This window comes from Pseudoselenomonas caprae, assembly GCF_008271345.1.
GTDB classification, from domain to species: Bacteria; Bacillota; Negativicutes; order Selenomonadales; family Selenomonadaceae; genus Selenomonas_A; species Selenomonas_A caprae.
Window position 1 is genome coordinate 14,954 of record NZ_VTOZ01000025.1, and the last position, 23,232, is coordinate 38,185.

The 23,232-nt window shown below is 46.2% G+C and carries 25 protein-coding genes and 1 tRNA gene; 20 read left to right on the forward strand and 6 right to left on the reverse strand.

The genetic code is table 11. The features are described from left to right. Positions 1-4: 4 nt before the first annotated feature. Positions 5-1,177 (forward strand): tetratricopeptide repeat protein, encoded by a 1,173-nt coding sequence (locus FZ041_RS11025; RefSeq protein ID WP_149189592.1) that lies wholly within the window; start codon positions 5-7, stop codon positions 1,175-1,177. A gap of 90 nt (positions 1,178-1,267) precedes the next feature. Here the strand turns inward: FZ041_RS11025 and FZ041_RS11030 are convergent, their stop codons facing one another. Continuing rightward, positions 1,268-2,563, reverse strand: a complete 1,296-nt coding sequence (locus tag FZ041_RS11030; protein WP_149189593.1) for a glucosaminidase domain-containing protein — start codon at positions 2,561-2,563, stop codon at positions 1,268-1,270. Between the two features lie 527 nt (positions 2,564-3,090). On the opposite strand from FZ041_RS11030, the gene FZ041_RS11035 reads away from it, so the two are divergent. Continuing rightward, a complete protein-coding gene (locus FZ041_RS11035) occupies positions 3,091-4,029 on the forward strand; it encodes an RpnC/YadD family protein (RefSeq protein ID WP_149189594.1) in 939 nt (312 codons plus the stop codon). 66 nt (positions 4,030-4,095) lie between these two features. On the opposite strand, the gene FZ041_RS11040 is transcribed toward FZ041_RS11035, so the two are convergent. Beyond that, the gene (locus FZ041_RS11040) at positions 4,096-5,985 is read right to left on the reverse strand and encodes a hypothetical protein (RefSeq protein WP_149189595.1); all 1,890 of its coding nucleotides are present in this window, start codon (positions 5,983-5,985) and stop codon (positions 4,096-4,098) included. A 524-nt stretch (positions 5,986-6,509) separates the two neighbouring features. Here FZ041_RS11040 and FZ041_RS11045 point away from each other — a divergent pair. From FZ041_RS11045 to FZ041_RS11085, 9 genes are all read left to right on the forward strand, one after another. Continuing rightward, complete coding sequence (locus FZ041_RS11045; protein ID WP_149189596.1) at positions 6,510-6,722, forward strand: helix-turn-helix domain-containing protein; 213 nt, start codon at positions 6,510-6,512, stop codon at positions 6,720-6,722. 64 nt (positions 6,723-6,786) lie between these two features. After that, positions 6,787-8,040 (forward strand): tyrosine-type recombinase/integrase, encoded by a 1,254-nt coding sequence (locus tag FZ041_RS11050; protein WP_187626368.1) that lies wholly within the window; start codon positions 6,787-6,789, stop codon positions 8,038-8,040. 239 nt (positions 8,041-8,279) lie between these two features. Then, positions 8,280-8,693, forward strand: a complete 414-nt coding sequence (locus FZ041_RS11055) for a plasmid mobilization protein (RefSeq protein ID WP_149189598.1) — start codon at positions 8,280-8,282, stop codon at positions 8,691-8,693. Further along, the gene (locus FZ041_RS11060) at positions 8,680-9,189 is read left to right on the forward strand and encodes a relaxase/mobilization nuclease domain-containing protein (protein ID WP_187626369.1); all 510 of its coding nucleotides are present in this window, start codon (positions 8,680-8,682) and stop codon (positions 9,187-9,189) included. The genes FZ041_RS11055 and FZ041_RS11060 overlap by 14 nt, the downstream gene beginning before the upstream one ends. A gap of 84 nt (positions 9,190-9,273) precedes the next feature. Then, entirely contained in the window at positions 9,274-9,816 is a 543-nt protein-coding gene (locus FZ041_RS11065; RefSeq protein ID WP_149189600.1) for a hypothetical protein, read from the forward strand. A 523-nt stretch (positions 9,817-10,339) separates the two neighbouring features. Continuing rightward, the gene (locus tag FZ041_RS11070; protein WP_149189601.1) at positions 10,340-10,609 is read left to right on the forward strand and encodes a helix-turn-helix domain-containing protein; all 270 of its coding nucleotides are present in this window, start codon (positions 10,340-10,342) and stop codon (positions 10,607-10,609) included. A 113-nt stretch (positions 10,610-10,722) separates the two neighbouring features. Continuing rightward, positions 10,723-11,538 (forward strand): hypothetical protein, encoded by an 816-nt coding sequence (locus FZ041_RS11075; protein ID WP_149189602.1) that lies wholly within the window; start codon positions 10,723-10,725, stop codon positions 11,536-11,538. A 155-nt stretch (positions 11,539-11,693) separates the two neighbouring features. Then, the gene (locus FZ041_RS11080) at positions 11,694-11,894 is read left to right on the forward strand and encodes a hypothetical protein (protein ID WP_149189603.1); all 201 of its coding nucleotides are present in this window, start codon (positions 11,694-11,696) and stop codon (positions 11,892-11,894) included. A 4-nt stretch (positions 11,895-11,898) separates the two neighbouring features. Then, positions 11,899-12,171: an HNH endonuclease gene (locus FZ041_RS11085; RefSeq protein WP_149189604.1), complete on the forward strand. Its 273-nt coding sequence runs from the start codon at positions 11,899-11,901 to the stop codon at positions 12,169-12,171. 64 nt (positions 12,172-12,235) lie between these two features. Here FZ041_RS11085 and FZ041_RS11090 read toward each other — a convergent pair whose 3' ends face one another. Both FZ041_RS11090 and FZ041_RS11095 read right to left on the reverse strand, forming a co-directional pair. Continuing rightward, complete coding sequence (locus FZ041_RS11090; protein ID WP_149189605.1) at positions 12,236-12,424, reverse strand: helix-turn-helix domain-containing protein; 189 nt, start codon at positions 12,422-12,424, stop codon at positions 12,236-12,238. A 60-nt stretch (positions 12,425-12,484) separates the two neighbouring features. Continuing rightward, positions 12,485-12,697, reverse strand: a complete 213-nt coding sequence (locus FZ041_RS11095) for a helix-turn-helix domain-containing protein (RefSeq protein ID WP_149189606.1) — start codon at positions 12,695-12,697, stop codon at positions 12,485-12,487. A gap of 287 nt (positions 12,698-12,984) precedes the next feature. Between FZ041_RS11095 and FZ041_RS11100 the strand changes: the two genes are divergently transcribed. From FZ041_RS11100 to FZ041_RS11125, 6 genes are all read left to right on the forward strand, one after another. Then, positions 12,985-14,091 carry a DUF932 domain-containing protein gene (locus tag FZ041_RS11100; protein WP_149189607.1) on the forward strand — a complete coding sequence of 369 codons (1,107 nt, stop codon included), beginning with the start codon at positions 12,985-12,987 and terminating at the stop codon, positions 14,089-14,091. 77 nt (positions 14,092-14,168) lie between these two features. Beyond that, positions 14,169-15,563 carry a TraR/DksA C4-type zinc finger protein gene (locus FZ041_RS11105; protein ID WP_149189608.1) on the forward strand — a complete coding sequence of 465 codons (1,395 nt, stop codon included), beginning with the start codon at positions 14,169-14,171 and terminating at the stop codon, positions 15,561-15,563. Continuing rightward, a complete protein-coding gene (locus tag FZ041_RS11110) occupies positions 15,560-16,456 on the forward strand; it encodes a zinc-binding metallopeptidase family protein (protein ID WP_149189609.1) in 897 nt (298 codons plus the stop codon). The genes FZ041_RS11105 and FZ041_RS11110 overlap by 4 nt, the downstream gene beginning before the upstream one ends. Positions 16,457-16,548: 92 nt before the next feature. Next, positions 16,549-17,355 carry a hypothetical protein gene (locus FZ041_RS11115; RefSeq protein WP_255449377.1) on the forward strand — a complete coding sequence of 269 codons (807 nt, stop codon included), beginning with the start codon at positions 16,549-16,551 and terminating at the stop codon, positions 17,353-17,355. A gap of 16 nt (positions 17,356-17,371) precedes the next feature. Next, positions 17,372-18,106, forward strand: coding sequence for a hypothetical protein (locus tag FZ041_RS11120; protein WP_149189611.1), 735 nt, complete (start codon positions 17,372-17,374; stop codon positions 18,104-18,106). A gap of 72 nt (positions 18,107-18,178) precedes the next feature. After that, positions 18,179-19,405, forward strand: a complete 1,227-nt coding sequence (locus FZ041_RS11125; RefSeq protein WP_149189612.1) for a tyrosine-type recombinase/integrase — start codon at positions 18,179-18,181, stop codon at positions 19,403-19,405. Positions 19,406-19,449: 44 nt separating this feature from the next. Here the strand turns inward: FZ041_RS11125 and FZ041_RS11130 are convergent. Then, a tRNA-Gly gene (locus FZ041_RS11130) sits at positions 19,450-19,523 on the reverse strand. A gap of 339 nt (positions 19,524-19,862) precedes the next feature. On the opposite strand from FZ041_RS11130, the gene FZ041_RS11135 reads away from it, so the two are divergent. Continuing rightward, positions 19,863-20,729 (forward strand): flagellin, encoded by an 867-nt coding sequence (locus tag FZ041_RS11135; protein WP_075445707.1) that lies wholly within the window; start codon positions 19,863-19,865, stop codon positions 20,727-20,729. A 45-nt stretch (positions 20,730-20,774) separates the two neighbouring features. Here the strand turns inward: FZ041_RS11135 and FZ041_RS11140 are convergent, their stop codons facing one another. Continuing rightward, positions 20,775-21,416, reverse strand: a complete 642-nt coding sequence (locus FZ041_RS11140) for an HAD family hydrolase (RefSeq protein ID WP_075445708.1) — start codon at positions 21,414-21,416, stop codon at positions 20,775-20,777. Between the two features lie 124 nt (positions 21,417-21,540). Here FZ041_RS11140 and FZ041_RS11145 point away from each other — a divergent pair, with 124 nt between their 5' ends. Together FZ041_RS11145 and pheA are read left to right on the forward strand one after the other, a co-directional pair. After that, positions 21,541-22,200, forward strand: a complete 660-nt coding sequence (locus tag FZ041_RS11145) for a 3'-5' exonuclease (protein ID WP_075430884.1) — start codon at positions 21,541-21,543, stop codon at positions 22,198-22,200. Between the two features lie 149 nt (positions 22,201-22,349). After that, on the forward strand, positions 22,350-23,198 hold the full coding sequence (gene pheA, locus FZ041_RS11150; protein WP_149189613.1) for a prephenate dehydratase: 849 nt from the start codon (positions 22,350-22,352) through the stop codon (positions 23,196-23,198). Positions 23,199-23,232: the final 34 nt, after the last annotated feature.

The window sequence follows — 23,232 nt, forward strand, 5'->3', positions numbered from 1 at the left end:
TTGTATGAGAAAATTGCTTTGCAGCGTCCTGGCTGTCGTACTGTTGGCGGCCCCATTGTCTGTTGCGGTGGATTTGCCTATCGCACAGGCGAATCAGAAAGTGTATCGCAAGGTAACGCCGGAAGACAATAAACGCGCGGTACAGTTTTTGGAGCAGGCCAATCAGCTGCGGGCGGCCGGCGACTATGAGCAGGCTATCACGCTTTATACCAAGGCCATCCATATCAATGAGCGGTTGGGCGGATATGCGGGGCGGGCATATTGCCGGTTCCTGCTGGGGGATTATGAGCAGGCGGAGCGTGATGCCAATACATCCATCTACAACCGCAGCGCCAGCGATCTGCTGCTGCCTGGCATGATGGGCATGGCTGAGTATGTGCGCGGCGTCTGCCGCTACCGTCGTGGCCAGTTTGCGGAGGCAGAGGCGGACCTGCGGGCGGCATCCTCGAGCCGTTATGGCACGGACGAGGTCAAGCAGATGTATCATGACTGCCGCCAGAAAGCAGCAGTGGCCAAGGAAAAGGCAGCCGTGGCTAAGGTGCAGGAACAGTTCGCTGATGCGGACAATACGATCCGTGAGGCCTTGCAGACTGGCAAGATCAAGGCTTATGACCTGTCGCGCGGCGATTCGTGGTGGCGTTCGGATAGGGATCGCCAGGATTTTGAAAACACGATGCAGCGCAATGCGCCGGTGGAGGCAGCTTCGGTCTTGCAGGACTTCACAAAGTATCTGTGGGTCAAGGGCTCCCTTGATGGTGATTACGTGGATATCGTAGCGTTTGTTCCCCGGCATACAGCCATAACTGGCGGGGATGGCACGATATATCGTGATAAGGTCATCCTGGTGCAGGTCTCGTCGGTGCCGCGGAATATCAAGCTGGTATCCGAGTTGCCGCCAAGTGCGACGCTGTATGATACGCATATGGTGGAGCGGGGCGGTCTGGCGCAGATTGTCCATACGGGTGACAGCGATGGCTATACCTGGGAGTCGCTGGCTCAAGAAGAAGTCCGCAAGCAGCAGGAAGCTTCGTATGGTATGACGGTAAGAATGGGGATTCCTGATGATTATACGATCGTGCCGACATCCAATCCTTGGGTGTATAAGCTGGCGCATGCCGATGGCGAGCGGGTGTACTGGCTGTCGCGCATTGATGTGGCACTGCCAGCCCTGCCATGAATGAAAACGCAGATAAGGCATAAAAAGAAGCTCTGAAGCAGCATGTATTGCGCATGCTCTTCAGAGCTTCTTTTTCTTATAGCAGGATGCTTATTTCTGTTTGAGGCAGGCCTCCATGATGAACTGGTTGGCCAGGATGTTCATGTCGGCTGAATTGATGGCGGCTGCTGCGGCAAAGTCAGTCCAAGCTGTCGCATATTTCTTCTGCTGGATATGGGCGACGCCAATGAGATTGCGGGCAAAGGCCGAGTGGTCTTCGAGCATCAGCAGCTGCATCATATCTGCAATCGCGCCGTCATAGTCTTTTTTCTCGAAGCGCAGATGTCCGCGGTTGTACCAGGCCTGTGTGAGCTTGGGGGAGATTTTCAGCAGGGTATCATAATCTTTTTGCGCCGTTTTTGTATCGCCAAGCTTGGTGGCTGCCAAGGCGTGGTTGTAATAGCCGTCGCCCGCGTTGGGGGCGAAACGGAGTGCTTGGGAAAAATCTGCCAGTGCTGCCTGATAGTCATGGCGATTGTAGAGGACGATGCCGCGATAGGTGTAGGCGGATGCTTCGTCTGGTGCCTTCTTGATCTTGTTGTTGGCCGCATGGAGTGACGCCTCGGATGCATCGGGGGCCTGAGCCTGCTGCCAGAGACGCAGGATATCCTGCCCATACGTCTTGCCGGGAACAGCCCAGGTGCCGTTGAGTCCTGTCCATTTCGTCACTTTGCCGCAGAGGTCGGGACGGTTGCGCACAACATGCCAGTAGCGCGGATCGACAATCGGCAGGCTCGGCTGCGCGGCGCGGGCGTAGGCCAGCAGGTGCTGGATGTGGGCGCGCACGCCCAGCTGCGGTGTGGCAAAGCTGTGTCCTGGTTCGTGGTAGTTGCCGAGGGCACCAAGACCGCAGAAGTTGTTCTGGTTCGGTGCGACATCGCCACCATAGTTGAAGAAGCCTGTTTCCTTGAGTGCCTGGCAGAGGGCGACGTCGGGACGTATGCCCTCGCGGCCGGCTTCTTGGTAGTAGAAGTTCACAATGTCTTCTACGGTGCAGTTGAGTTTCGGGTGTGCATTGTGCTTCTTGATGAAGGCGATCATCTGCTCCTGTGTGGCTTCGGCTGGCCCGAGGATGGTGATGGTGGATGGATTGATGTCGGCATTCATAAGCGGGACATCATAGAGGGGCTTGGTTTTCCAGTGTACCTCACGGATGGCTTTGGGATTGATCTCGCCGGGCATTTGCGCGGCGAAGTCAGGACGGTTGGCCAAGGTCCGGTTGCTGACCGGCGTTTGGGCAGCAACTGCCGCTGGCGAGGCCGCTTGGGCGGGCATGGGCTGGGACGACAGGACAGCTGCCAGACCGCAAAGGGCAAGCAGGGGGCGGAAAGAACGTGCAGCATACATGATGAAAACCTCCAAGTAAGTAAAAAAGCTACATGGAAACCATGTAGCTTGATATTCATCTGGAGCGGGTAATGGGAATCGAACCCACCTCTCTAGCTTGGGAAGTCTAGGCTGATATTTCACTTCCCAATCATGGCAGATTTATTATAGCCTGTCACCCCTTATAAATCAAGGGGTGACGGCATTTTTATTTTCTGTTGCATCGAAATATATTTGCAGTTATTTGCAGTTATTTACGGTCGTTTTACCCGCAATAAGGTGCAAATAAGGTGCAGAAAGCCGATAGTGAAGACTATCTCCTGTAGAGTGAAGGCTTAATTTTCGGTGTTGTATAGTTCTATAAAACAATTTTACAAAATCGATACTGAAGAATTTTATTGCCGAAAAAAGCTGTTCCTTGTGCTAAAATAAGGGCAAAGATATGTATGCGTTTGTAAGCGGCCACTGCTGCGCAGTTGGTCGGAAAGGCAGATAGAGATTTATGGTTATAGAATACAGTCCCCCCCTATGATGATGTGTTTCGCACGATGGTAACAGATTGCAGTCCGCTATTGCTGCCAATGTTCAATGAATGCTTTCATGAGCATTATACAGGCAGGGAACGGATTGTTCTGCTCCAGAATGAACATTTCCTCAAACAGCAGGATGGCAATGAAGATAAGCGGGTTACAGACTCCTTTATTGTTGTCATCGACGAAAAGGGAGAGAAGAAGACCTATCATGTGGAAACGCAATCTACTCCGGATAACAGTATGCTGGTGCGTATATTTAAATATGGTGCACAGTTGGCACTGGCTGGAGGGGAAAAAGAGGGAAACGTCCTGACTGTGACCTTCCCGCATGCAGCGGTGCTATTTTTAAGGCATACTGAAGAAACATCGGATGAGATGACCATACGCATGGTAACGCCGGGAGGTACGGTGGAGTATGGTATACAGGTAATGAAGGACAAGCGGTATACCATTGATGAAATCTTTGACAAAAAGTTGTATTTCCTCATTCCGTTCTATATATTTACCCATGAGAAGCGATTTGAAGAGTATGAAGCGGATGAGGGCAAGTTAGCGGTGCTTTTGAATGAGTATCGCCAGATAGTAAGAAAACTGGAACAGCTACAGGAAGCAGGCGAATTGGATGCCTTTACCCGTCAGGCGATTATTGACATGGGTAAGAAGGTCGTTCGCCATCTGGCTATAGACAAGAAGAAAATCGTGGAAGGAGTGGAAGATATCATGGGCGGCAAAATTTTGGATTATGAAGCAAAAGATATTTTGAATAAAGGGCGTAATGAGGGGCGTCTTGAAGGACGCGCTGAAGGAATCGTATTGGGGCAGACGCAAATGCTGACTCAATTGGTCTTGTCGAAGCTAAAGAAGCATAAGTCTCCTGAGGCAATCGCAGATGCTTTGGAGATTTCTGAGGAAAAGGTGCTGGATATAGCTAGAGCAAATGGATTTGCTCTATGATTGTTTGAATGGAGAATTACCGACCTCTGAATAGAGGTCGGTAATTTTTTCGGGAAAAACGATACATCATGAACCGTTTTGGAGCAGCTTGTCGTGGTGTTGTTGGATTAGATTGGTGAGGCAGTTCATAAAATCACTGGATGTATCTTTATGGGGATTATTTGACGGGTTGTTAAGTTCCTTCATATCTGAATTAAATTTTTCTTCGTCGAATATTATGTTGAAGAACGCAGAGCGGGTATCATGACCAGGGGCTCTCTTACATTCTGTATTATATTTTGTGGTAATAAATTTTTTAAAATTATTGATTTTTATGGTGCTATTATAGCCATACGCATCAAGGAATGTGGTAAAAAAATCATATAGGCCAGGTCCTTGCTCGTCTTTGCTACTTTTTTGATAAATAAAATCTTCATCATTATCGGAACTGGTTACATATCTTCCTGTAAATTCCTTTAAATAAAATTCAGGATCATATACTTTGACTTCTCTTTCTCCGGTGTTCATCAATTCAATTCCGTACTCTACAAACGTGGTTACCATAAAGAAACGTTCGTAAAAGGCTAGTTGCGTGTCATATGGACGGTCCAAATCTGATTCTGACAAGTCAATTACATCGCTAATCGGCAATAAATCCTTAACAAAAGAATCATCCAAGGATGGACGTATGAACACATAGTGACAGTTACTACGATAATATAGATTTTCTACAACATCATCATTTTGAGTTAATAAATCTCCTGATATAATCTTTTTCAAAACAGTAGCGTCGTAATCAAAAGTGGAATCGTCTATGTTTGCTATATTGCCAATAAGTTTGTAATATATTAGCTCGGAAAGATTTTCTTCATTGGCTAATTCGCGACAAGTATATTTAGTAAAATGGATTTTGTTTTCTAGGTCATATTGTTCTTTATTCAATGAATTAGTTGGGGCGATTGCTATAATGTCGTTAAAAAAATTCTTTATAAATTCAGTATTACGAGTGATAATTAACGTGCAGTGATGTTTGGATTTGTCAATACATGAAACAAAAGCACGACCGCAATAGATTTTAGCCAATAAAACAGCAAAGGCATCCAGTAAAGATTTATTACTAGCGCATATGGTGTCTAAATAAGAATATAGTCTTTCATATTTTTTGTCTCTGTTTGAGCCAAATCTTGAGTTACGAGCTGCATTTTTATATAAACCTGAAATTGTATTAATGGAAAGAATATAGCCCTGTTCACTCATGGGGAAATATGTATTGATAAAATTCTTTGCAATACATTGTTTGCTTTCAAAAAACAATTTTGTGTTCTTATTAGCTTGGCTGAAAATGAAATTGTCAGACTTAGAAATTATGTATTGTGTAATGTTTTGATGAATTGCATCAATTATTTCTCCATAGCATATTTCCCCCTTTGATAGTGGGTATATATTGTCGATTTTTATTAGGTAATAAATAGATTTGAGTACATGTAAATCACCAAATTTTTCCGAGTCATAAGGGGTATTAGCATCACAAACCAAATCAAAATTCCAATTGTTTTGCATAGATTTAAAAAATAGGTTGTCATCGAACTTGAATAACATTGCTTTATAAAAATTAATATATTTATATATGCAATATTCATGTATGCTTTCACATGGAAATTCATTTCTATAGGAACAACTCTTTATGGGACATTTATTACGTAAAAAATCATGAATAATTTGACGACTTTCTGCTAATTTTCTTTCTTTTGCAGATATGGTTTCTTGTTTATCGTGATGTTTTTTTACCGGCGATAAGATCCTACTAATATCTAATAAGGCGTGTTCTGACATTTCGTAACGATGTAACTGTTCCTTATTTGGTTTGGTTAAATAATCATCCTTGTTTACTTTTGAGAAATCAAACTGATTTTTGGATTGGATAGAATAATCTGTGCTGTCAGCTTCATTCTGGAGAGTAGGTCGATTGTGTTCCATAGAAATTTTCCTCCTACAACCAAATCATATTGCGCATAAGCCTAGTTTATACGCTAATTTTAGCATTATTTGTAAGGGGAAGCAAGGAAATCATATTTATCCATAGTCAGACTACATATAGTTTGCTACATGGTCATAGCACAATATATAGTATCGTAGCAACGTAGCAGAAGAGACGTGAATATGATTGTCGCAATCTAAACTAGGGGCCTTCTATATTGCTGCTAGGCTTTTAGAATAAGGGGGGAGGCCATTGGCTTGCGTTCTTGTAAATGATAAATTTTATCAAGCTATGTGCTACGCAACATATTCGCTACGGCAGCTATATATAAGACCTCAGTAATAGTAAAAATTTTTTCATACTGATATTAAGTGTGAGTCCAATACGGTTTTGAGATACCACAATGGATATCAAAGTTCATATATACAAATAACTACAATTATGTGCCTATATACATAGACAAATATCAAAATTTAAAACTGACTATACATGATGATAAATCCAAATTCAAGGAGGCATCATTATGAATGCAGAGTTTATGACAGCAAAGGAAGTAGCGGAGAAATTCTTTAATGGGGAGTGCAGTTATCACAAGGTATTACGTCTTACAAGGACCGGTGTGTTACCTGCCATGAAGATGGGAAAGTCATACTTGTATAGAAAGGCAGAACTGGAGAAATGGGCTGAGCTCAATTTCAGCAGGCCTGCGTATGCAAAGGCAAAATTCAATATGTGAGAAGTAGCGGTGCTGAGCCTCATTCAGAAGCGAATGGGGCTCTTTTTTTATGGAGGTAAGTACAATGGAAGGTTCAGTTATTAATAGAGGCGGAAACACTTGGGAACTTAGAGTATCTTGTGGGTATTGCAATGGGAGGCAGAAGCGCAAGACTAAACGGATCGTTGCCACGTCCAAAAGAGCAGCCAAGCAGGCATTGGACAAGTTCTATTATGAAATCATCCAAAGGGATGAGGAGAATAATGTGGATATGACCTTCGGAGACTTCGCACAGATTTGGAATGAAAAGCATAACGCTAATTTGGCCTTAACCACTAGAATTACGCACCTGCAAATCTTAAATGACAGGATTCTGGATGTGTTCAAGGGGGTACCCCTGGCTAAGATTACTACGCAGGATATCCTAGATTTTATGGATGGTTTACAAAGGATTCGCATAAAAGACAGGAAGAGGCATTCTGATAAAATGGTGCCGTTATCGGCCACAACCATACACAAGCACTATAAGCTGCTGAACCATATCCTGTCTAAGGCAGTCGAGTGGCATATGCTCAGGAAGAATCCCTGTGATGATATTCCAAGCCGCTTGAAACCCAAACCGGATTATCATCAGCATCCTATCTGGGAGGAGGACGATTTGCAACGCTTCTTAACTATCTTGGAATACCTGCCGGATACAGCCATCAATGTAAAGCATAAGGCAATGTTCTACTTGGCTTTATCCAGTGGAGCCCGGCGTGAGGAGTTCAGCGCATTGACTTGGGAAGACGTTGATTGGAAGAATAATGCGATAAGCATCAACAAGGCCTATAAGTACATCAACAGCAAAAATGCAGAGATTTCGGAAACCAAGACAAGAGAGTCAAACAGGGTGGTTTACGTAGATGATTATGTGATGGAACTTTTGAGGAAACATAGGGAAATGCAAATAGAATATCTCTTGGAGCATAGGCTGGGGAATGAACATGGATACGTGTTTCTGGCCTCGAAGCTTCGGAACGGTAAGGTGTGTCCTGTAACGCCTAATTGCTTATACATCTGGCTTAAGGGGATGTGCAAAAAACACAATCTGCCCCATATCACAGTACACTCCCTAAGGCATATGGCAGCAACGTATGCTTTGAATAATGGAGCAACGTTGACAACGGTAAAGGCAATGCTAGGGCATACGGACATTAGAACTACGGCTATCTATTTACATTCGTTAGACAAGCAAAGGAGAGAGACAGCAAGCATCTTATCGAAATGCTTTAAGAGTATGCGTATTAACAAGCATGGTATGAACCATATGGTGATGGATAATGGTATATCTTCTTAAAAGGTAATAATTTTATACAATACACTAACATATGAATAATATACTGATAGTTACCTTAGGTAATGATGGATACCTGCATATGAGTAAACTGTTAGGGACATATAGGAAGGTTAAGGTACATGTTTATAGGCTATACCCTATGAAGGGAGGTGATGTTAATAGAAGGGAACTATAGGAATATGGGGATGGGGTTATCTTCAAGATAGGGAATGTAAGTACAATTTTAAGGAGGATTTTTCATGAAAATGGAAGGTAATGTACGTAAGTTTAATGTCAAATTGTCTGAGACTGAGTATAGGAAATTAGAGGACAAGGCAGCTAAGGCTGGCGTAAGTAAGAGCGAGTTGATGAGGAGGCTTATAAATGCAGATGGGAATGTAGTAATCAGATATGATGCTGCTGAAGTTATACGGCAATTGCCTAGAATACAAGAATCAGTAAACAAGAAGTGTCAGTTTGTATTGGATGAAATTGATGCGGTAAAAAGTGATATCGAAGCACTTAAAAGTGAAATCCAATATAATGCTCCTATGGATAAACCAATCCCTGTAAAATTGGCAGAGATGGAAGCGCAGATAGAAGGGAAAAGGCTTGTTGTAACTAGGGTAGAGGAGAAAGCGGCGAAGGAGATGGATGAAATTGTCGATTTTTAAGGTTGTAAACTATACCCATGAAAGTACAGCACATTTACAGGACAGACTAACGTATATTCGCAGGGTGGAAGCTACGCGGACATCATACATATACGCGGTTAATGTTTCAGGCACAGCACCATTCGAGCAGATGATGTATGTTAAGGATGCTTATAACCAGAATAGGGGAAAGACGCATTACCATTACGTATTAAGCCCGGAGGCGGACGATTTTGATGTCGTATCGTTGAAGGAGTTTTATGAAGTTAGCCAGAGAATTGCTATGCTTATAGCTGGATTTTATGGACAATTTCAAGTGGTTTCTGCTGTACACTTCGACGGTGCATACCCGCATCTGCATATCATTGCCAACAATATTGACTTTGAAACGGGAGAGCGGTTTGATTTGCCGAAAAGACGATTGTATGAATTGAAAGAGGCTATCAGTGATATACTAAGGCGAGTAGGGATGTCGGAGATAAAGCAGTACGGTTATGAGATGGATGATCGCTGGTAAAGATTGTTACGTTGTGGGAGAGGATTGCATAGGTACAGTGGCGAATTTAACGGAGTAGCAGTATGATGATGGGAGATGATTGCTTTGCATACGTTAATGAGAGCTGCTGTGCTGACCGCGCTGGCAATGGTGCTGCTTATGACAACGGCCTTTGCCAGTGCGTATCCTGCGACTCTGGAAAATGGAAACCTTGTACTGGTGGATGGTGGTATGGGAGTAGGGCGGTATGCTGATAGGACATCCGTGATGGTGGAACAGTATGAACCGCCCAACTACCAAATTGCCATAAATCTGGTGTCGGTAACCTTTTCTGATGACTATTGGCGCCAGCACGACACCTACGTTGGTGGCCCCTATGTCATTGGGGATGTGTTTACCGTGCGGTTCCGTTACCATTGGGGCAGGAAGTCCATAGCCTATAAATTGGGAGAACAGTGGCAGGATTGGGATATCAATCGTGATTATAGTCATGCGGAAGGTGATCCAATGATACCCAATACGGCAGAGGTGGCCTTCGTGTCGGCATATAATATGAGATTTTTTGATGACAAGACCGGCTATAGCCCAGTGTTGAAGCGGCATAGGCGGGTGGTTGACGAGAGCCTGTATCAGGCAATGGGAATTTGATAGTTATAAGGAAGAGTATGCGTAATATGTAAAGGAGGCGATTGGGGTGAGTAGTATTGTAGATAAGTTCATACGTGTAAGAAAAGACGATTTAAGGGAGGAGGAGTTTGAGGAAAGATGGGAACAAGTAGAGAGACACCATCATCATTGGTGTAGTACCCCTGATATTGTGGACCGTATACTCAGAAAAACGAAGAAAGCAAAGGATGATGACGCAGATTGTACTAAAATGTAGTTGATGCAGACAATTAGAGCTTGATACAAAAAATATAGATATCTAGGGCTTCGAGACGTATCTCGAAGCCCTTTTGTGGTGCGCCCAGTTTGGGCGCACCACAAAATGCTGAGCTATCCGATAGCGGGATGGTCGTAGATTAACACTAAGAGGAGCCAATGTGATGTGAAATCTGAAGGACGGCGTGTGTAAGCTGCTAAGTTTCGTATTTAGGCTATTAGTGTTCAAGGCTAGAAACTTTTTCGAATTCCAGATATGAGATAATAAAAAGGAGATGGAGGTGAGCTCGTGGATGTTCGAAAAGCAATTATATTCAAGCAAATAGGCGCTAAGATTGCATATTATCGTACATTGCGGGGCATGCACCAAGTTGATCTAGCGAATAAGATTGGCGTGAGTAAAAGTGTTCTAAGCCGTATTGAACGTGGTAAGTACAATGATAATATATCTGTTTCATTGTTACTGGATATTGCAGATGGATTACAAATTGATATGTCTATGTTGGTAACATTCAATGAGCAGGAAAAGCAGATGTGGTGGAATGAATTAAATGATTGAAAAATGATGGAGGAGTTCACGGGAGGTTTGTTCTGTAATTTATGCTGGGAAAGTTGAGTAAAATAGTGTCTTATTTTATTGCAACGTGAATTATTGTAGTTAGGAGTGGGGTTATGAAAAAAGCTTTTATTGCACTAGGGGTAGCGTTGGCAATGGTTGTTGCCGGTTGTGGCGATGATAATGCCAAAAATTCAAGTTCTGCCAAGCAGGACAAACAGGTGTCTACTTCAGCTAAATCATCAAAGTCCTCGAGCGAATGGACAGAGAAACAGAAATTAGATTTTCTGATTCCGTTAGCAAAGAGATATTCTCTTAATGAGGAAGCTTTAAAGGGGGTTGTGAAAGTCCTGGATGATTGTGGTGTGGATTTTAACTCTCTAAGCTGGAAGGAAAGTACTGCTAGCATTATAGTAGCTAATCCGAATATTACCCCGGATAAGCATTTAGGAGCAGTGAATGGTTTTGATATAAAAATAAAGGATGGCAAGGTTTCTCTGGTACGAGTTACTTTACATGGAGGTCGAGTTGGGAAGTGGTTCGATTTATATGATAAGGATAAGGGCATTTCCCGAAAAGCCTTTGCCGAAACTATTCTTGATAATGAAAAATATCAAAATATCATAAATAGCGTAGATCAGTATGTTAAAGATAAAAAAGGAAAATTGGTTGTAATAGGCGATGACAAATCGAAATCTGTCAATATAGGTGCATTTGTTCAGTATCCTAATGGCAAGGAAAATTATGATGATTGTACATCTGAGGAATTAAAACAGAGTAGGGTGGCTTATGTGGTGAAATTCTCTTATGGTACAAAATCAGAAGTATATGGAAAAGAAAGTGATGACAGGCATTTGGTAGAGGCTGTATATAGTGCAGATGGGAAACTTACAGTAGAAAAAGATGATGTTTCAGCAGTACCGCTTAAGTAATGCTTTATTATAAGCATTGCTTTTGCTGATATGGCGAAAGATAGAATCGCTATACAAGCTGCTCAATTTTCTCAGATCACAAACGCCTGTCAAGGATGAAAATTCTGGGTGTTATTAAAATAGAATAGGTTCTTTATATAAGGAGGATAATATTTATGGGATTTTGGGATACTCTTGGAAAAGGTTTGAACTATGCAGCGAAGAAAGGTGAAGAGATGCAAAATGTTCGTAATCAAATGGAATGCTATGATGATGAAACATTGTTTGATTATGTGCATAGGAGACGAGGTGGTACGCAACTTCAGCGTATGATGGCTGCACAGATACTTAAAGATCGTGGTTATGGAGAGCAGTGATAATATGGGGTACAGAGATAATTACTTTAACAATACAAAGTCGAATTATGGCTGGTATACTTGCGTTCGTTGTGGCAGGAAACTAAGAAAAGGTGATGCTGATATTGACCATATTCTACCGCAAAAGTATGGTGGCGGTGATGGGTTGGACAATTTGCAGTGTATGTGCAAACATTGTAATCGTTCAAAAGGTGCTAGTGTTAGAGATACCGTGTCTGATTATGCTAGTCATAATATGAACAGAGCAAAAGATTCAATTTTAGGTTTGTTTGATTAAATAGAATCTGAGAATCTGATAAGAATAAAGAAGGGACTTAGCATAATGCCAAGTCCCTATTTTTTTAGTTGTGATGTAAACTATGCTCTTTGATGTACTCGTTGACGCATTCCCGTGGAATGCGCCAGACACGTCCTATTCGGAAGCATTTTAGTTCTCCGGACGATACGAGGCGGTAGGCAGCAGTAGGGCTTATTTTTAGTAGATTACAAAGCTCCTCTACGGTTAGCAATTCTGTGTAGTCATTATTCATGATGATACAACCTTTCCTAAGTATTTTTATTTAGATGTTGTAGTGTTGTTGAATAATAACTTAATGGTTAGGAGCTGTAGACGGGTTCATTTCTGTTAGGCGTGCATCCATGTAATGTTTCAAGGATTCCTCGGGAATATGCCAGGCATAGTGGTTTTCATCCTTGTAGGCACAGAGTTTGCCAGAATGGATGAGCTGATAGACACCGCGATCGCTTATACCGAGTAAATAAGCTGCTTCACTTGTGTTAAGAATTCTCTTGTCAAGAATCATGATCGATTCCTCCCTTAAATTTATTTATCATTATGTTATGGTGCCGAGACATACAAATGATTATTTAACACCATCTTTGATTATTTGTAGTTATGAGGGAGTGTAAGCTGATACATGGATAGGACGTCGTTTTTCAATGATATATTATAGCAGTGAGGGTACCTGCGATTGCTTCGCATCCGAGGTACACTCGGAACATAAAAAGGGGACATAGAAAGTTTTCTGGGCAGGCCGAAAGACCTGTCCTTTTTATGCCCCAAGGTCATTGAAGAAAGGACGGATGAATCATGAAGCAAGGAAAAACTTTGGTAGACTTAGGCAGAGAGTTGGAACGGCAGCGGTTAAGTCGCAAGGATTTTGTGGCAGACACCCGCAGTCTGGATTTTGTCACGGAGGATGGGGAATCGGCCATAAAGGTTAATGTGGGTGGCAAGCCCCAATCCTTTGGTGTGAAGGATTTTGCTCATCAGCAGATTGCCACCCGGTTGCAAATCCCCTACCGCTACTATCAGAAGATGCAGACACTCTCCCCTACCCTGCTGGATAACAATGTGAATGTGTGGTTTCAGCAGACGCCGGAGCGCAGGTTGCTGCGGGTAATGGATGGCAAGGTGCGGGCATTTCTGTCTGACCGCTATCGGCGGCTTGACCATTTGGAGCTATGTGCGGCGGTGTTGCCAGTTATCAAAGATATGAAGGGGGCCAGCATTGAAAGCTGTGAGGTAACGGAATCTCATATGTACCTGAAGGTCATCAATAAGCGGATGAAGGCTGAGGTGGCTGTGGGCGATGTGGTGCAGGCTGGTTTTTGCATATCCAACAGTGAGATTGGCATGGGGAGCCTGCGGGTTGAGCCGTTGATTTATCGGCTGGTCTGCAAGAATGGCCTGATTGTCAAAGATTACGCCAAAAAGAAGTATCATGTTGGCCGTCAAGTGGAAGGAGAAGATGAGGCTTACGAAATCTATTCGGATGAAACCTTGGCACAGGATGACCGGGCGTTCTTTATGAAGGTGCAGGATATTGTGCGCTGTGCCGTGGACGAGAGCAAGTTTATGCTGACCGTAGATAAGATGCGGGAGTCCATGAATATTCCATTGGAACATGATCCTGTAAAAGAAGTTGAAGTTTTGGCGGATAAATTCCAGTTGACGCAGAGCGAGCAGGGGGATGTGCTTCGTCAGCTCTTTAAGGGCGGGGACAACAGCCGTTATGGACTCTTTAATGCGGTAACAGCTGCCAGCCAGCTTTCTGCATCTTATGATAGGGCAACAGCTTTGGAACGGATTGGCGGAGAGATTCTGGCTATGCCTGTGCCGAGAGGGCTTATACCTGTAGCCAGCAAGGTAATGAAGAACATTACTCCCCTGCCCTTGCAGTTAGAAACGGCGTAATTTTATAAGGTTTTGAGCGGTGCTTTCCCGTTGGGGGCACCGCTTTTTGTTGTTTTGAAAATTAGGAGGCAAAGATCATGGAAATGGAAGAAAAAGTAAAATTAGCTGAGAAAAATATTTGGCAGGCACTGGATGATTACCGTGCCCATACCTGCAATACGGCTGTACTGGATGATGTCAGCGATGTTTTTGTGCATAAGCTGGCTAGGGACAATACATATTATAAGCAGAAGCTGCGGGACTTGTTCCGTAAGTCCCCTGTTTGGGATGAGGAACTGGATGCTATGGTTATCAATGGCACCCGCACCCATAATCCCGATTATGCGAGAGTGCTGTGCTTGGCCGAGAGAATTCTGGCTCCTGCCCGTCAGAAGATGCGTGTCACGGAAAATACCCTGCTGGATTTGGCGCTTAGGTTCTTTGGCTATCCGGAGGAAGATGCGCAGCCGGCCATTGATGCCATGGAAAAGCTTGTGCCCAAAGCCTTTGCGCTGAATAAGAAGCCCAGCCGTATTTTCCGCAGTCTTTGTGATGGCCTTGGGGTGACAGACAATGCCGCAGGCAGTGAGTTCCAGCGGCTTTATGCCCAGTTCGCAGATGAGCTTTCTTCCCGTAAGATTGATTTCAAGCTGTATGTGTCCTTGAATCCTGCTCATTTCATTACCATGAGCAATCCCAAGAATGATAAGCGTGGCGATACACTGACCAGTTGCCATTCCTTTAATTCTACAAGCTATCAGTACAACAATGGCTGTTCTGGCTATGCCCGTGACCAGTACAGCTTTATTGTCTTCGTGGCAGCCGATCCGAAAAATCCGGAAACCTTGAATAACCGCAAGACAATGCGGCAGATTTTTGGATATATGCCGGGAAATGGCGTTTTGTTGCAAAGCCGTTTGTACAATACCAGCGGCGGAACTTATGGGGCACAGGAGGACATGCAGCTTTATCGGGATTTGGTTCAGCGGGAAATTTCCGAGCTGGAGGGTGCGGTAAATCTGTGGCAGACCTATACCTACCATAACAACAGTCATTGCGTTATTGGCACAGGTGAAGGCTTTGGCGGGTACGCAGATTGGTTTTATGCTGATTTTGATACGAAAATCAGCATAAGGAATGACCATGCCAAGGATTACCAACGCTTCGATTTGGGCACCTATGGCCTTTGTATTTCATGTGGCAAAGAAATATCTGCCAATCTGTATTGCTATGATTGTGATGATGAGGCAGAGGACAGGGATGAAGAAAGGTGCGACGAATGCGAGGAATATGTGGATACGACCTATCCGGTCTATGATGCGGAGGGGGCATCAATCAGAGTCTGTGCAGCCTGCCGCAATCAGTATTATGCGTATTGCCGTGAATGTGGGGAATATCACCCGCGGGAAGAGATGACCGTACAGGAAGATGGCAGTATGCTTTGCCGTAGCTGTCAGTCTCAGCATACGGAGGAAGGAGGGCAGGCAGCATGATGACGCTCAAAGATTGTATCAAGGCAAGCCAGACACAGCTCTTTAGATCGCTTCTGCGCCAATATAATGAGAACAGCATTGCCCGTCAGGGGAAGTTCCTCCTTGTACGTGGCGATGTACCGGTTTTACTGGTGGCCCATTTGGATACGGTGCATGAGGAACCTGTACATACTATTTGTATCAGCGAGGATGGTAGCATTATGATGTCTCCCCAAGGCATTGGCGGGGATGACCGCTGTGGGGTATATGCCCTGCAGCGCATCTATGCTGAGGCTGAGAAGAAACCTTGGCTGTTGTTTACCTGTGATGAAGAAATCGGCGGACATGGTGCAAAAGCCTTTGTGGAGGAGTATGAGCAGGAGAAATTGCCCCAAGAACTTGCCAATATGAAAATGTTGGTGGAAATTGACCGCAGGGGCAGGAATGATGCGGTATTTTACGATTGTGGCAATCCGGAGTTTGAAGACTATATTAACAGTCATGGCTTTTTGACACAGTATGGTTCCTTTAGCGATATTTCCTTGATTGCCCCAGTTTTGGGCGTAGCGGCGGTCAATCTCTCTTCCGGCTACTATGATGCCCATACCCGCCATGAGTATATTAACTGCCGTCATTTGGAAAATACCATTGTCAAGGTTGGAGAAATGGTGGCCGAAGCAAGCCAGGATGATTTTTCACAGTACGATTATCAGGAATGCGATTGGCTGGCCGACTGGCAGAATTATGGCTATGCGGCAGTGAAGCAGAATCTATCAAAGGGGCAACGGCGCATCTATAAGCGGCTGATGGAATTTTTCGCCGTGGAAGAAATTGAACGGTACAGGCAGATGTATGGGGATGGAATCTTGCAACAACTCTATGAGGATGTGCGTGAATACTGTATGGAAGGGTGAGGAATATGCCGGCTACAAAATTTATCTGTCCCAATGGGCAAAAAGTTCCCATTGCCAGTTGTTTGGCTGGATGTATACAGGATGAACGCTGTATGTTTCTGCCAACTCTGCGGGCAGTAGCCAAATCTTTGGATCGGGGGCTGACGGAACCAACGGTCACAGAGCTGATTGCCGGTGTGCGGGAAACTTATCTCAAAAAGACCAGCAATTACGCCGTAGATCCGCAAAGTGTTCTCTATGCCCTGCATGGGCAGGCGGTGCATACCATCAATGAGAATCATACCGAGGGAGAAATCCTGAGCGAAATCCGTTTGCAGGATAAGATTACCAGTGGCAAATTTGACCTCTTTGGCAAAATCATTGACGAGGAAGAAGGCGTGCTGGGGGATTTGAAAGTTACCAGTTCCTACAAGCTCATGAAGGCTCTAGGAATATATAAGGAAGAAATTGAAACAGGAGAGGTCTATAAATCGGGGCTGCGCAAGGGACAGCCCAAGACCAGGAAGGTTCTGCGCTATGATGGTGTGCGCTTTGTGATGGATTGGGCGATTCAGCTCAACTATTATCGTATCTTGCTGGAACAGGCAGGCTTTACGGTAAAAAGGATGTTTATACAGGCTATGTGCCGGGACAGCAGTTTGCGGACTGCTGCCGAGCGGGGCATAACCCGCCCGGTGTATATCATTCCTATCCATAAAATAAGTGACTGCTGGATTCAGCGTTACTTTCAGCATAAGGCTAAACTTCTGGCCAAGGCGATAGAGAATAAACATCTGCCACCAGTCTGCACCGCCAAGGAGCGGTGGAATGATATAAAATGCCTTAGCTACTGCGACGGACGGGAAAACTGTCCATACGGGCAGCAGCTAAGGCTGGAACAGGAAAGCAAAGCAGGTTGAGAAAGGAAGAAGAATTATGACTACGAAAGAAATTACCAAGGTTGAACAGGGCGAAAAAGCAATGACAGGTTTTGCTGACAACAAGGGGCTGGAGTTCTTGCAGGAGGCTATGGCTACGGAGTATGCAGGTATGGAGTTTCAGTTGGACAGGCTGAAGTTTCCCTCGGCGGGAGCCACAGTCTTTGAGGTGGCAGATGACGAGGAAAGCGAAGCTGTGAAGGAGATTGTGGGGGTGATTGTCCTCCACCACCCCGCCTACGCTTATTATGCAGAGGCTTATCAGGGGGGGCATCAGCCACCTGACTGCTGCTCTTTCGATGGACGGCAGGGCATTGGCAATCCCGGTGGCCAGTGTCGTAACTGCCATCTGAACCAGTATGGCAGCAGCCGGGAAGGAACCGGCAAGGCTTGCAAAAATCGGCGGATGCTCTATGTACTGCGGGAGGGCGAGGCATTTCCCATTATGCTGTCTGTACCCACAGGTTCGCTGAAATCATGGCAGGCCTATGCCAAGCATCATTTGTCCAAATTCCGCAAGCTCAGCGAAGTGGTAACAAAAATCAGCTTGAAAAAGGCTGTCAGCTCCACAGGGATAACCTATTCCCAGCTGACTTTTGCCACGGTGCGATTATTGGAGGATGAGGAAAAGAAGGCTATTGCCAAGGTTACGGAACAGGCCAAGGATTATGCCATCAGCTTTATGGAAATGGCTATGAATCCGACCACAGATGAAGCGGCAGCGACGGCGTGAATAAAATCAGCTTGATATTGATTGGGGAGGGCGTTGACTCTCCCCTTAATTTTTTAGACAGGAGGTGTCAGCATGGCTGGAACCGTAATAAACAGGGGCAATAACAGATGGGAGCTTAGAATTTCTCTGGGTTATGATGCTAATGGCAAGCAGATACGAAAAAGTAAGCGGGTAACGGCTACTTCCATGCGAGCGGCCAAGAAAGCCTTGGATGAGTTCTACTTGGAGATTACAACTACACCGCAAGGCGGTGATGAGCATATGCTGTTTCAAGATTTGGTAGCATTGTGGGACAAGAGACATAATGCCAAAAAGGCCATTAGTACGAGGAATATGCAGATAGACATGCTAAATGGCCGGATTATGGATGAATTTCGGGATATGAGGATAAGTGATATAACAGGCGAGCAGATTCGTCACTTTGTGGAGAAACTGCGTGTGGAAAAAAATCCACGGGCCAGAACAAAGGATGGCAGGTTGTCAGCGACCATGGTTCATAAACACTTTAAGCTGGTCAATCATGTCTTCAATAAGGCCGTTGATTGGAAAATACTGGGCAAGAATCCCTGCCGGGATATTCCTCGTGATGAATGGCCCAAGCCTAACTATCATCACTATCCCGTTTGGGAGGAGGAAGATTTGCAGAAATTTTTACGGATAGTGGAGGAATTGCCTGATTATCCTTACATTTTGAAGCATAAGGCCATGTTTTATCTGGCTTTGCTTACAGGGGCAAGGAAAAGTGAGATTATAGCTTTGACTTGGGAGGATATAGATTGGAAAAATAATATGGTACACATCAATAAGGCTCAGAAGTATGTCAACAGCAGGAAAGTGGAAATTTCTGCGCCGAAAACAGCAGAATCGGTTCGAAGTGTTTATGTGGATGAATATGTGATGGATTTACTGATGCTGCACCGGGAGAATCAACTGAAGTATTTGAAGAACAAGGGATATGAAAATACGCATGGCTATATTTTCCTGGCGGTACGGCTGCGAAATGAAGAATTGGTGCCAGAGGCACCGAATAGTTTTGCAGGGTGGCTGAGAGGATTAGCGAAAAAACACGGTTTGCCTGGCATTACGGTACATTCGCTGCGCCATATGGCAGCCACTTATGCGTTGAACCATGGCGCGGCTCTTACAACCGTGCAGAGTATGTTAGGCCATACCAATATCCGTACCACATCAATCTACCTGCATCCGCTGGATAAGCAGAAGCGGGAAACGGCACAAATTATGTCCAACCACTTGCAGAGTTTGCGGGAATCGAAGGAGGGGGACGAAGCGAAGAAATGAATACATCAAAAAAGCGGTTGCCAACGCAACCGCATAAAGTTCAATGGAGCGGGCAAGCGGAGTCGAACCGCCCTCTGAGGCTTGGGAAGCCGCCATTCTACCGATAAACTATGCCCGCAATATGATGTTTTTGCTCCATAAGGTGCGGATAAGGTGCAACCTGCTGGAACCGAGATTTTTTGACAAGCCGTGAAGCCTTGTCCTGTCTGGCTTGCTGGATTTGTCCCTTACGATAGAATACAGACTTGGGAAGCTGGCATTCTACCGATGAACTATACCCGCATCGACTCATTTATTTTATCATTATTGTTATCTTTTTGCAAGGTTTTATCGGTGCAGATAATGATTTTTCTTGCGGAACGGGCAGATTTCTTTTATAATATAAGTGGAAAAGCCTGCGTAGAATCGTGGGCTTTCGCTATAAGGTTTTGGGAAAAGAAGAGAAAGGAGGATGCTTATGAGCATCAATGGCATCATGAGTGGTGTCAATCACTCGTTGAACACGCTGAATAAGGTCCAGTCGGCCCAGAGCAGCAGTGTTCAGAAGATCGCTACTGGTTCCAAGTATCCTAGTGCCTCGTATGGCCCGTCTGACTATGCGATCATCCAGCGCACGTATTCCAATATCGGCGCGGTGGCGCAGTCGAACAGCAATACGCAGACGGCGAACTCCATGCTGTCGACGGCAGCCGGTGCTGTCAACGAAACAGTCAACAGCCTGTCCTCGCTGCGCTCCACCCTGCTTGAGGCGGCCAATGGCACGAATGGCAACACGGATCTGGCAGCTTTGCAGAAGTCGGTTGAGCAGACCATTTCGTCCATCGATGATAATGCGTCGGTGACGTATAATGGCAAGAAGCTGCTCGATGGCAGCCAGTCGATAACGGTGGCTGGGGCTGACGGGTACAATACGGTCAGCCTGGGCAACATGACGTCGCAGGGCCTTGGGCTCACGGACAGTGAGGGCAAGAGCACGATCGACCTGACGGATGCGTCATCGATCAGCGCAGCTCTCGACAAGGTAGACAGCGCTTTGAATGCGGCTACCGATCAGGCAACGAATATCGGTGCCGCGCAGCAGGGGCTCACGTACCAGTCGTCGAACTACACGACGCAGGAAGAGAACCTCGTGGCTACGGCAGAGACGATGGACTCGGCAGATATTGCCAAGGAGTCGGTGAATCTCGCCAGCTCGAATACCCAGGAGCAGGCAGCACTCTGGGCTATCAAGCAGGGCATGCAGAGCCTCAGCCAGCAGTCTGCTGGTGCGCTCGGCGGCCTCAACAATCACAGTCGCGGGGCAGCCGTTGGCATGCTGATGTAATTTTGTGTATAGAAAAGCCTTCCTTATCTGCAAGGAAGGCTTTTGTTATGCCAGCAATCCGGCGATGTCCTGCATGATCTTCACATGGGGATACTTGGCAAAGGTTTCGCAGGATGTGGTGCCAGTGGTCACGGCGGCAAAATCCACGCCGGCATTCTGGGCAGCACCAGCGTCCACATAGCTGTCGCCGGTGTAGAGTACGTCAGCTGGTGGTACGTCGAACCAGGCCAGTGCTTTTCTGATCCCTTCGGGGTCAGGCTTATGGGCGCTGACATCGTCGCTGCCGATGATGTGATCGATGAGCTCCGGCACATTGTCGCGGTCGAATTTTTCCTGGATGCGTGAGCGCGTCTTGCTCGAGATGATGCCGATGCGGGCACCGCGGGCGCGCAGGGCCTGAAGCGTGCTGACCGTATGGGGGAAGAAATGGGTGCCCTCCGTCATATAGCGGTCGGCCTCGTGCTTGTAGACAGCGAGGAATTCGCGGGCCTGGCGGTCATCGTCAGAATCGATGACGCGTTTTATGGCGTCGAGCATCGGCAGGCCAATCGTGCAGCGGATGGTATCATCGTCGCGCTGCGGCCAGCCAGTCTTGTCGAGCGTGATGTGGAAGCATTTGAGGATGGCAGATTCCGAGTTGACCAGCGTATAGTCAAAGTCAAACAGATAGAGACGGTAGTTTTTCATAGCAAAAAATCCTTTCCGTGGTCGATTCCATCTTATGATAGCATAGAATCCTATTGAAGAAAATGGCGGGATAACGTAGAATAAGAAGATAGAAGAAAACGTACAGAAAGTGCAGGGGTTACAGATGAAGTATGTTGTCGTCGACTTGGAGATGAATCCGGTAAGCCGGGAGTTCCGCGAGGTGCGCCGCAAGATCAATGAGGAGGTCATTGAGTTCGGTGCAGTGCGGCTCAACGAGAAGTTCGAGCAGGAGGCGGAGTTCCAGTGCTATGTGGCACCCGCTTATGGTCCCATCAAGAAGCATATCACGAATCTGACGGGTATCACTCAGGCCATGGTCGAGGGCAAGGACAGCTACGAAATCTGTTTCCAGAATTTCGTCGACTGGATTGGCGAGGAGGAAACGCGCATCTATTCCTGGAGCATGTCGGATATCAAGCAGCTCAAGAAGGAATGCCGTTTCAAGATGCCGGATTTTGATGTGCAGTGGCTCGACAGCCGCTGGGTTGACCTGCAGCAGGAGTTTGACGACCGTCTGGGTCTGCACAACAGCCTGGCGCTCAAGCATGCGCTCGGGGCGATGGATCATAAATTCGAGGGCGAGCAGCATACGGCGCTGGCCGATGCCATCAATACGAGCGCGATCCTCGTGCTCATGCAGGACGATGAGAAATTCAAGGCAACTATGCAGCCTGTGCTTGATATCTTGCAGCCCAAGGAAGATCTTGCGAGTTCAATCGGCGATCTCTGTCCGGATCTGCTGAAGCTGAAAGACAGTCTTTGAGACATATGTTTTTGCCGTGCGCATAAAATATGTAACGTTTTAAATATTGCTTGCGATTATGATGGCTGTGTGTTATCATAATACCATTCAAGGCCCTGTCCTTCGGAGGACGGGGCCTTTTTGCAAGGCAGGATGGGAGGATGTTGGCTATGAGCGAGACGATGGGGGTGCTGGGGCCCAAGGGGACGCATAGCGAGGCCGCGGCAAGCTATCTGAATGAGCAGCTGCCGCAGCGTTGCGAGCTGGTGACGGTTCCTGATCTTTTTGCGTGTCTGCAGGATGTCGAGGAGGGCAGGCTGGATACGGCACTGGTTCCTGTGGAGAATTCCCTGGAAGGGGCAATCAATATCACGCTGGACACGCTGGCGCGCAGTGAATCCTTGGAGGTCATGCGTGAGCTTATCTGGCCGGTGCACAACCAGCTGATGGCTAAATGCGATGGCGCTGCAATCAAGCGCATCTTCTCGCATCCGCAGCCGATATCGCAGTGCCGTGCCTATTTGCAGCAGCACTATCCCCAGGCGGAGATCGTGAAGGTTGCCAGCACGGCGCGCGCAGCAGAGCTCGTGGCGGCAGAACCTGCGTCTTCGGGCTGGGCGGCCATCTGTACGAAGCGGGCTGGTGAGCTTACGGGGCTTTCGACGGTTGCGGCCGAGATCCAGGACAATATGGCGAATTGCACGCGTTTCTTTCAGGTGCGGCGCCGTGGAACTGGTGCGGAATGCCTGCCGAAGGAAAAGGTGCTGATCATCTGCCAGATTGATGGACAAAAAGCCGGTGCGCTTTACGATGTCCTGAAGGAATTTGCCCAGCGTGGCATCAATATGACGCGCATCGAGTCGCGGCCTGCGCGCACAGAGCTTGGGGCGTATATTTTCTTTTTTGACCTTGAGTACACGGCTGCTGTGGATGTCTTGCAGGAATCCATCGCGGCTGTGGCGAAAAAGAGCATTTGGCTCAAGAATCTCGGGACATTCCCCGTCTTGATTGTGGAATGAACCGTGTATATAAACGTTAAAGGAAAAGAGGCAG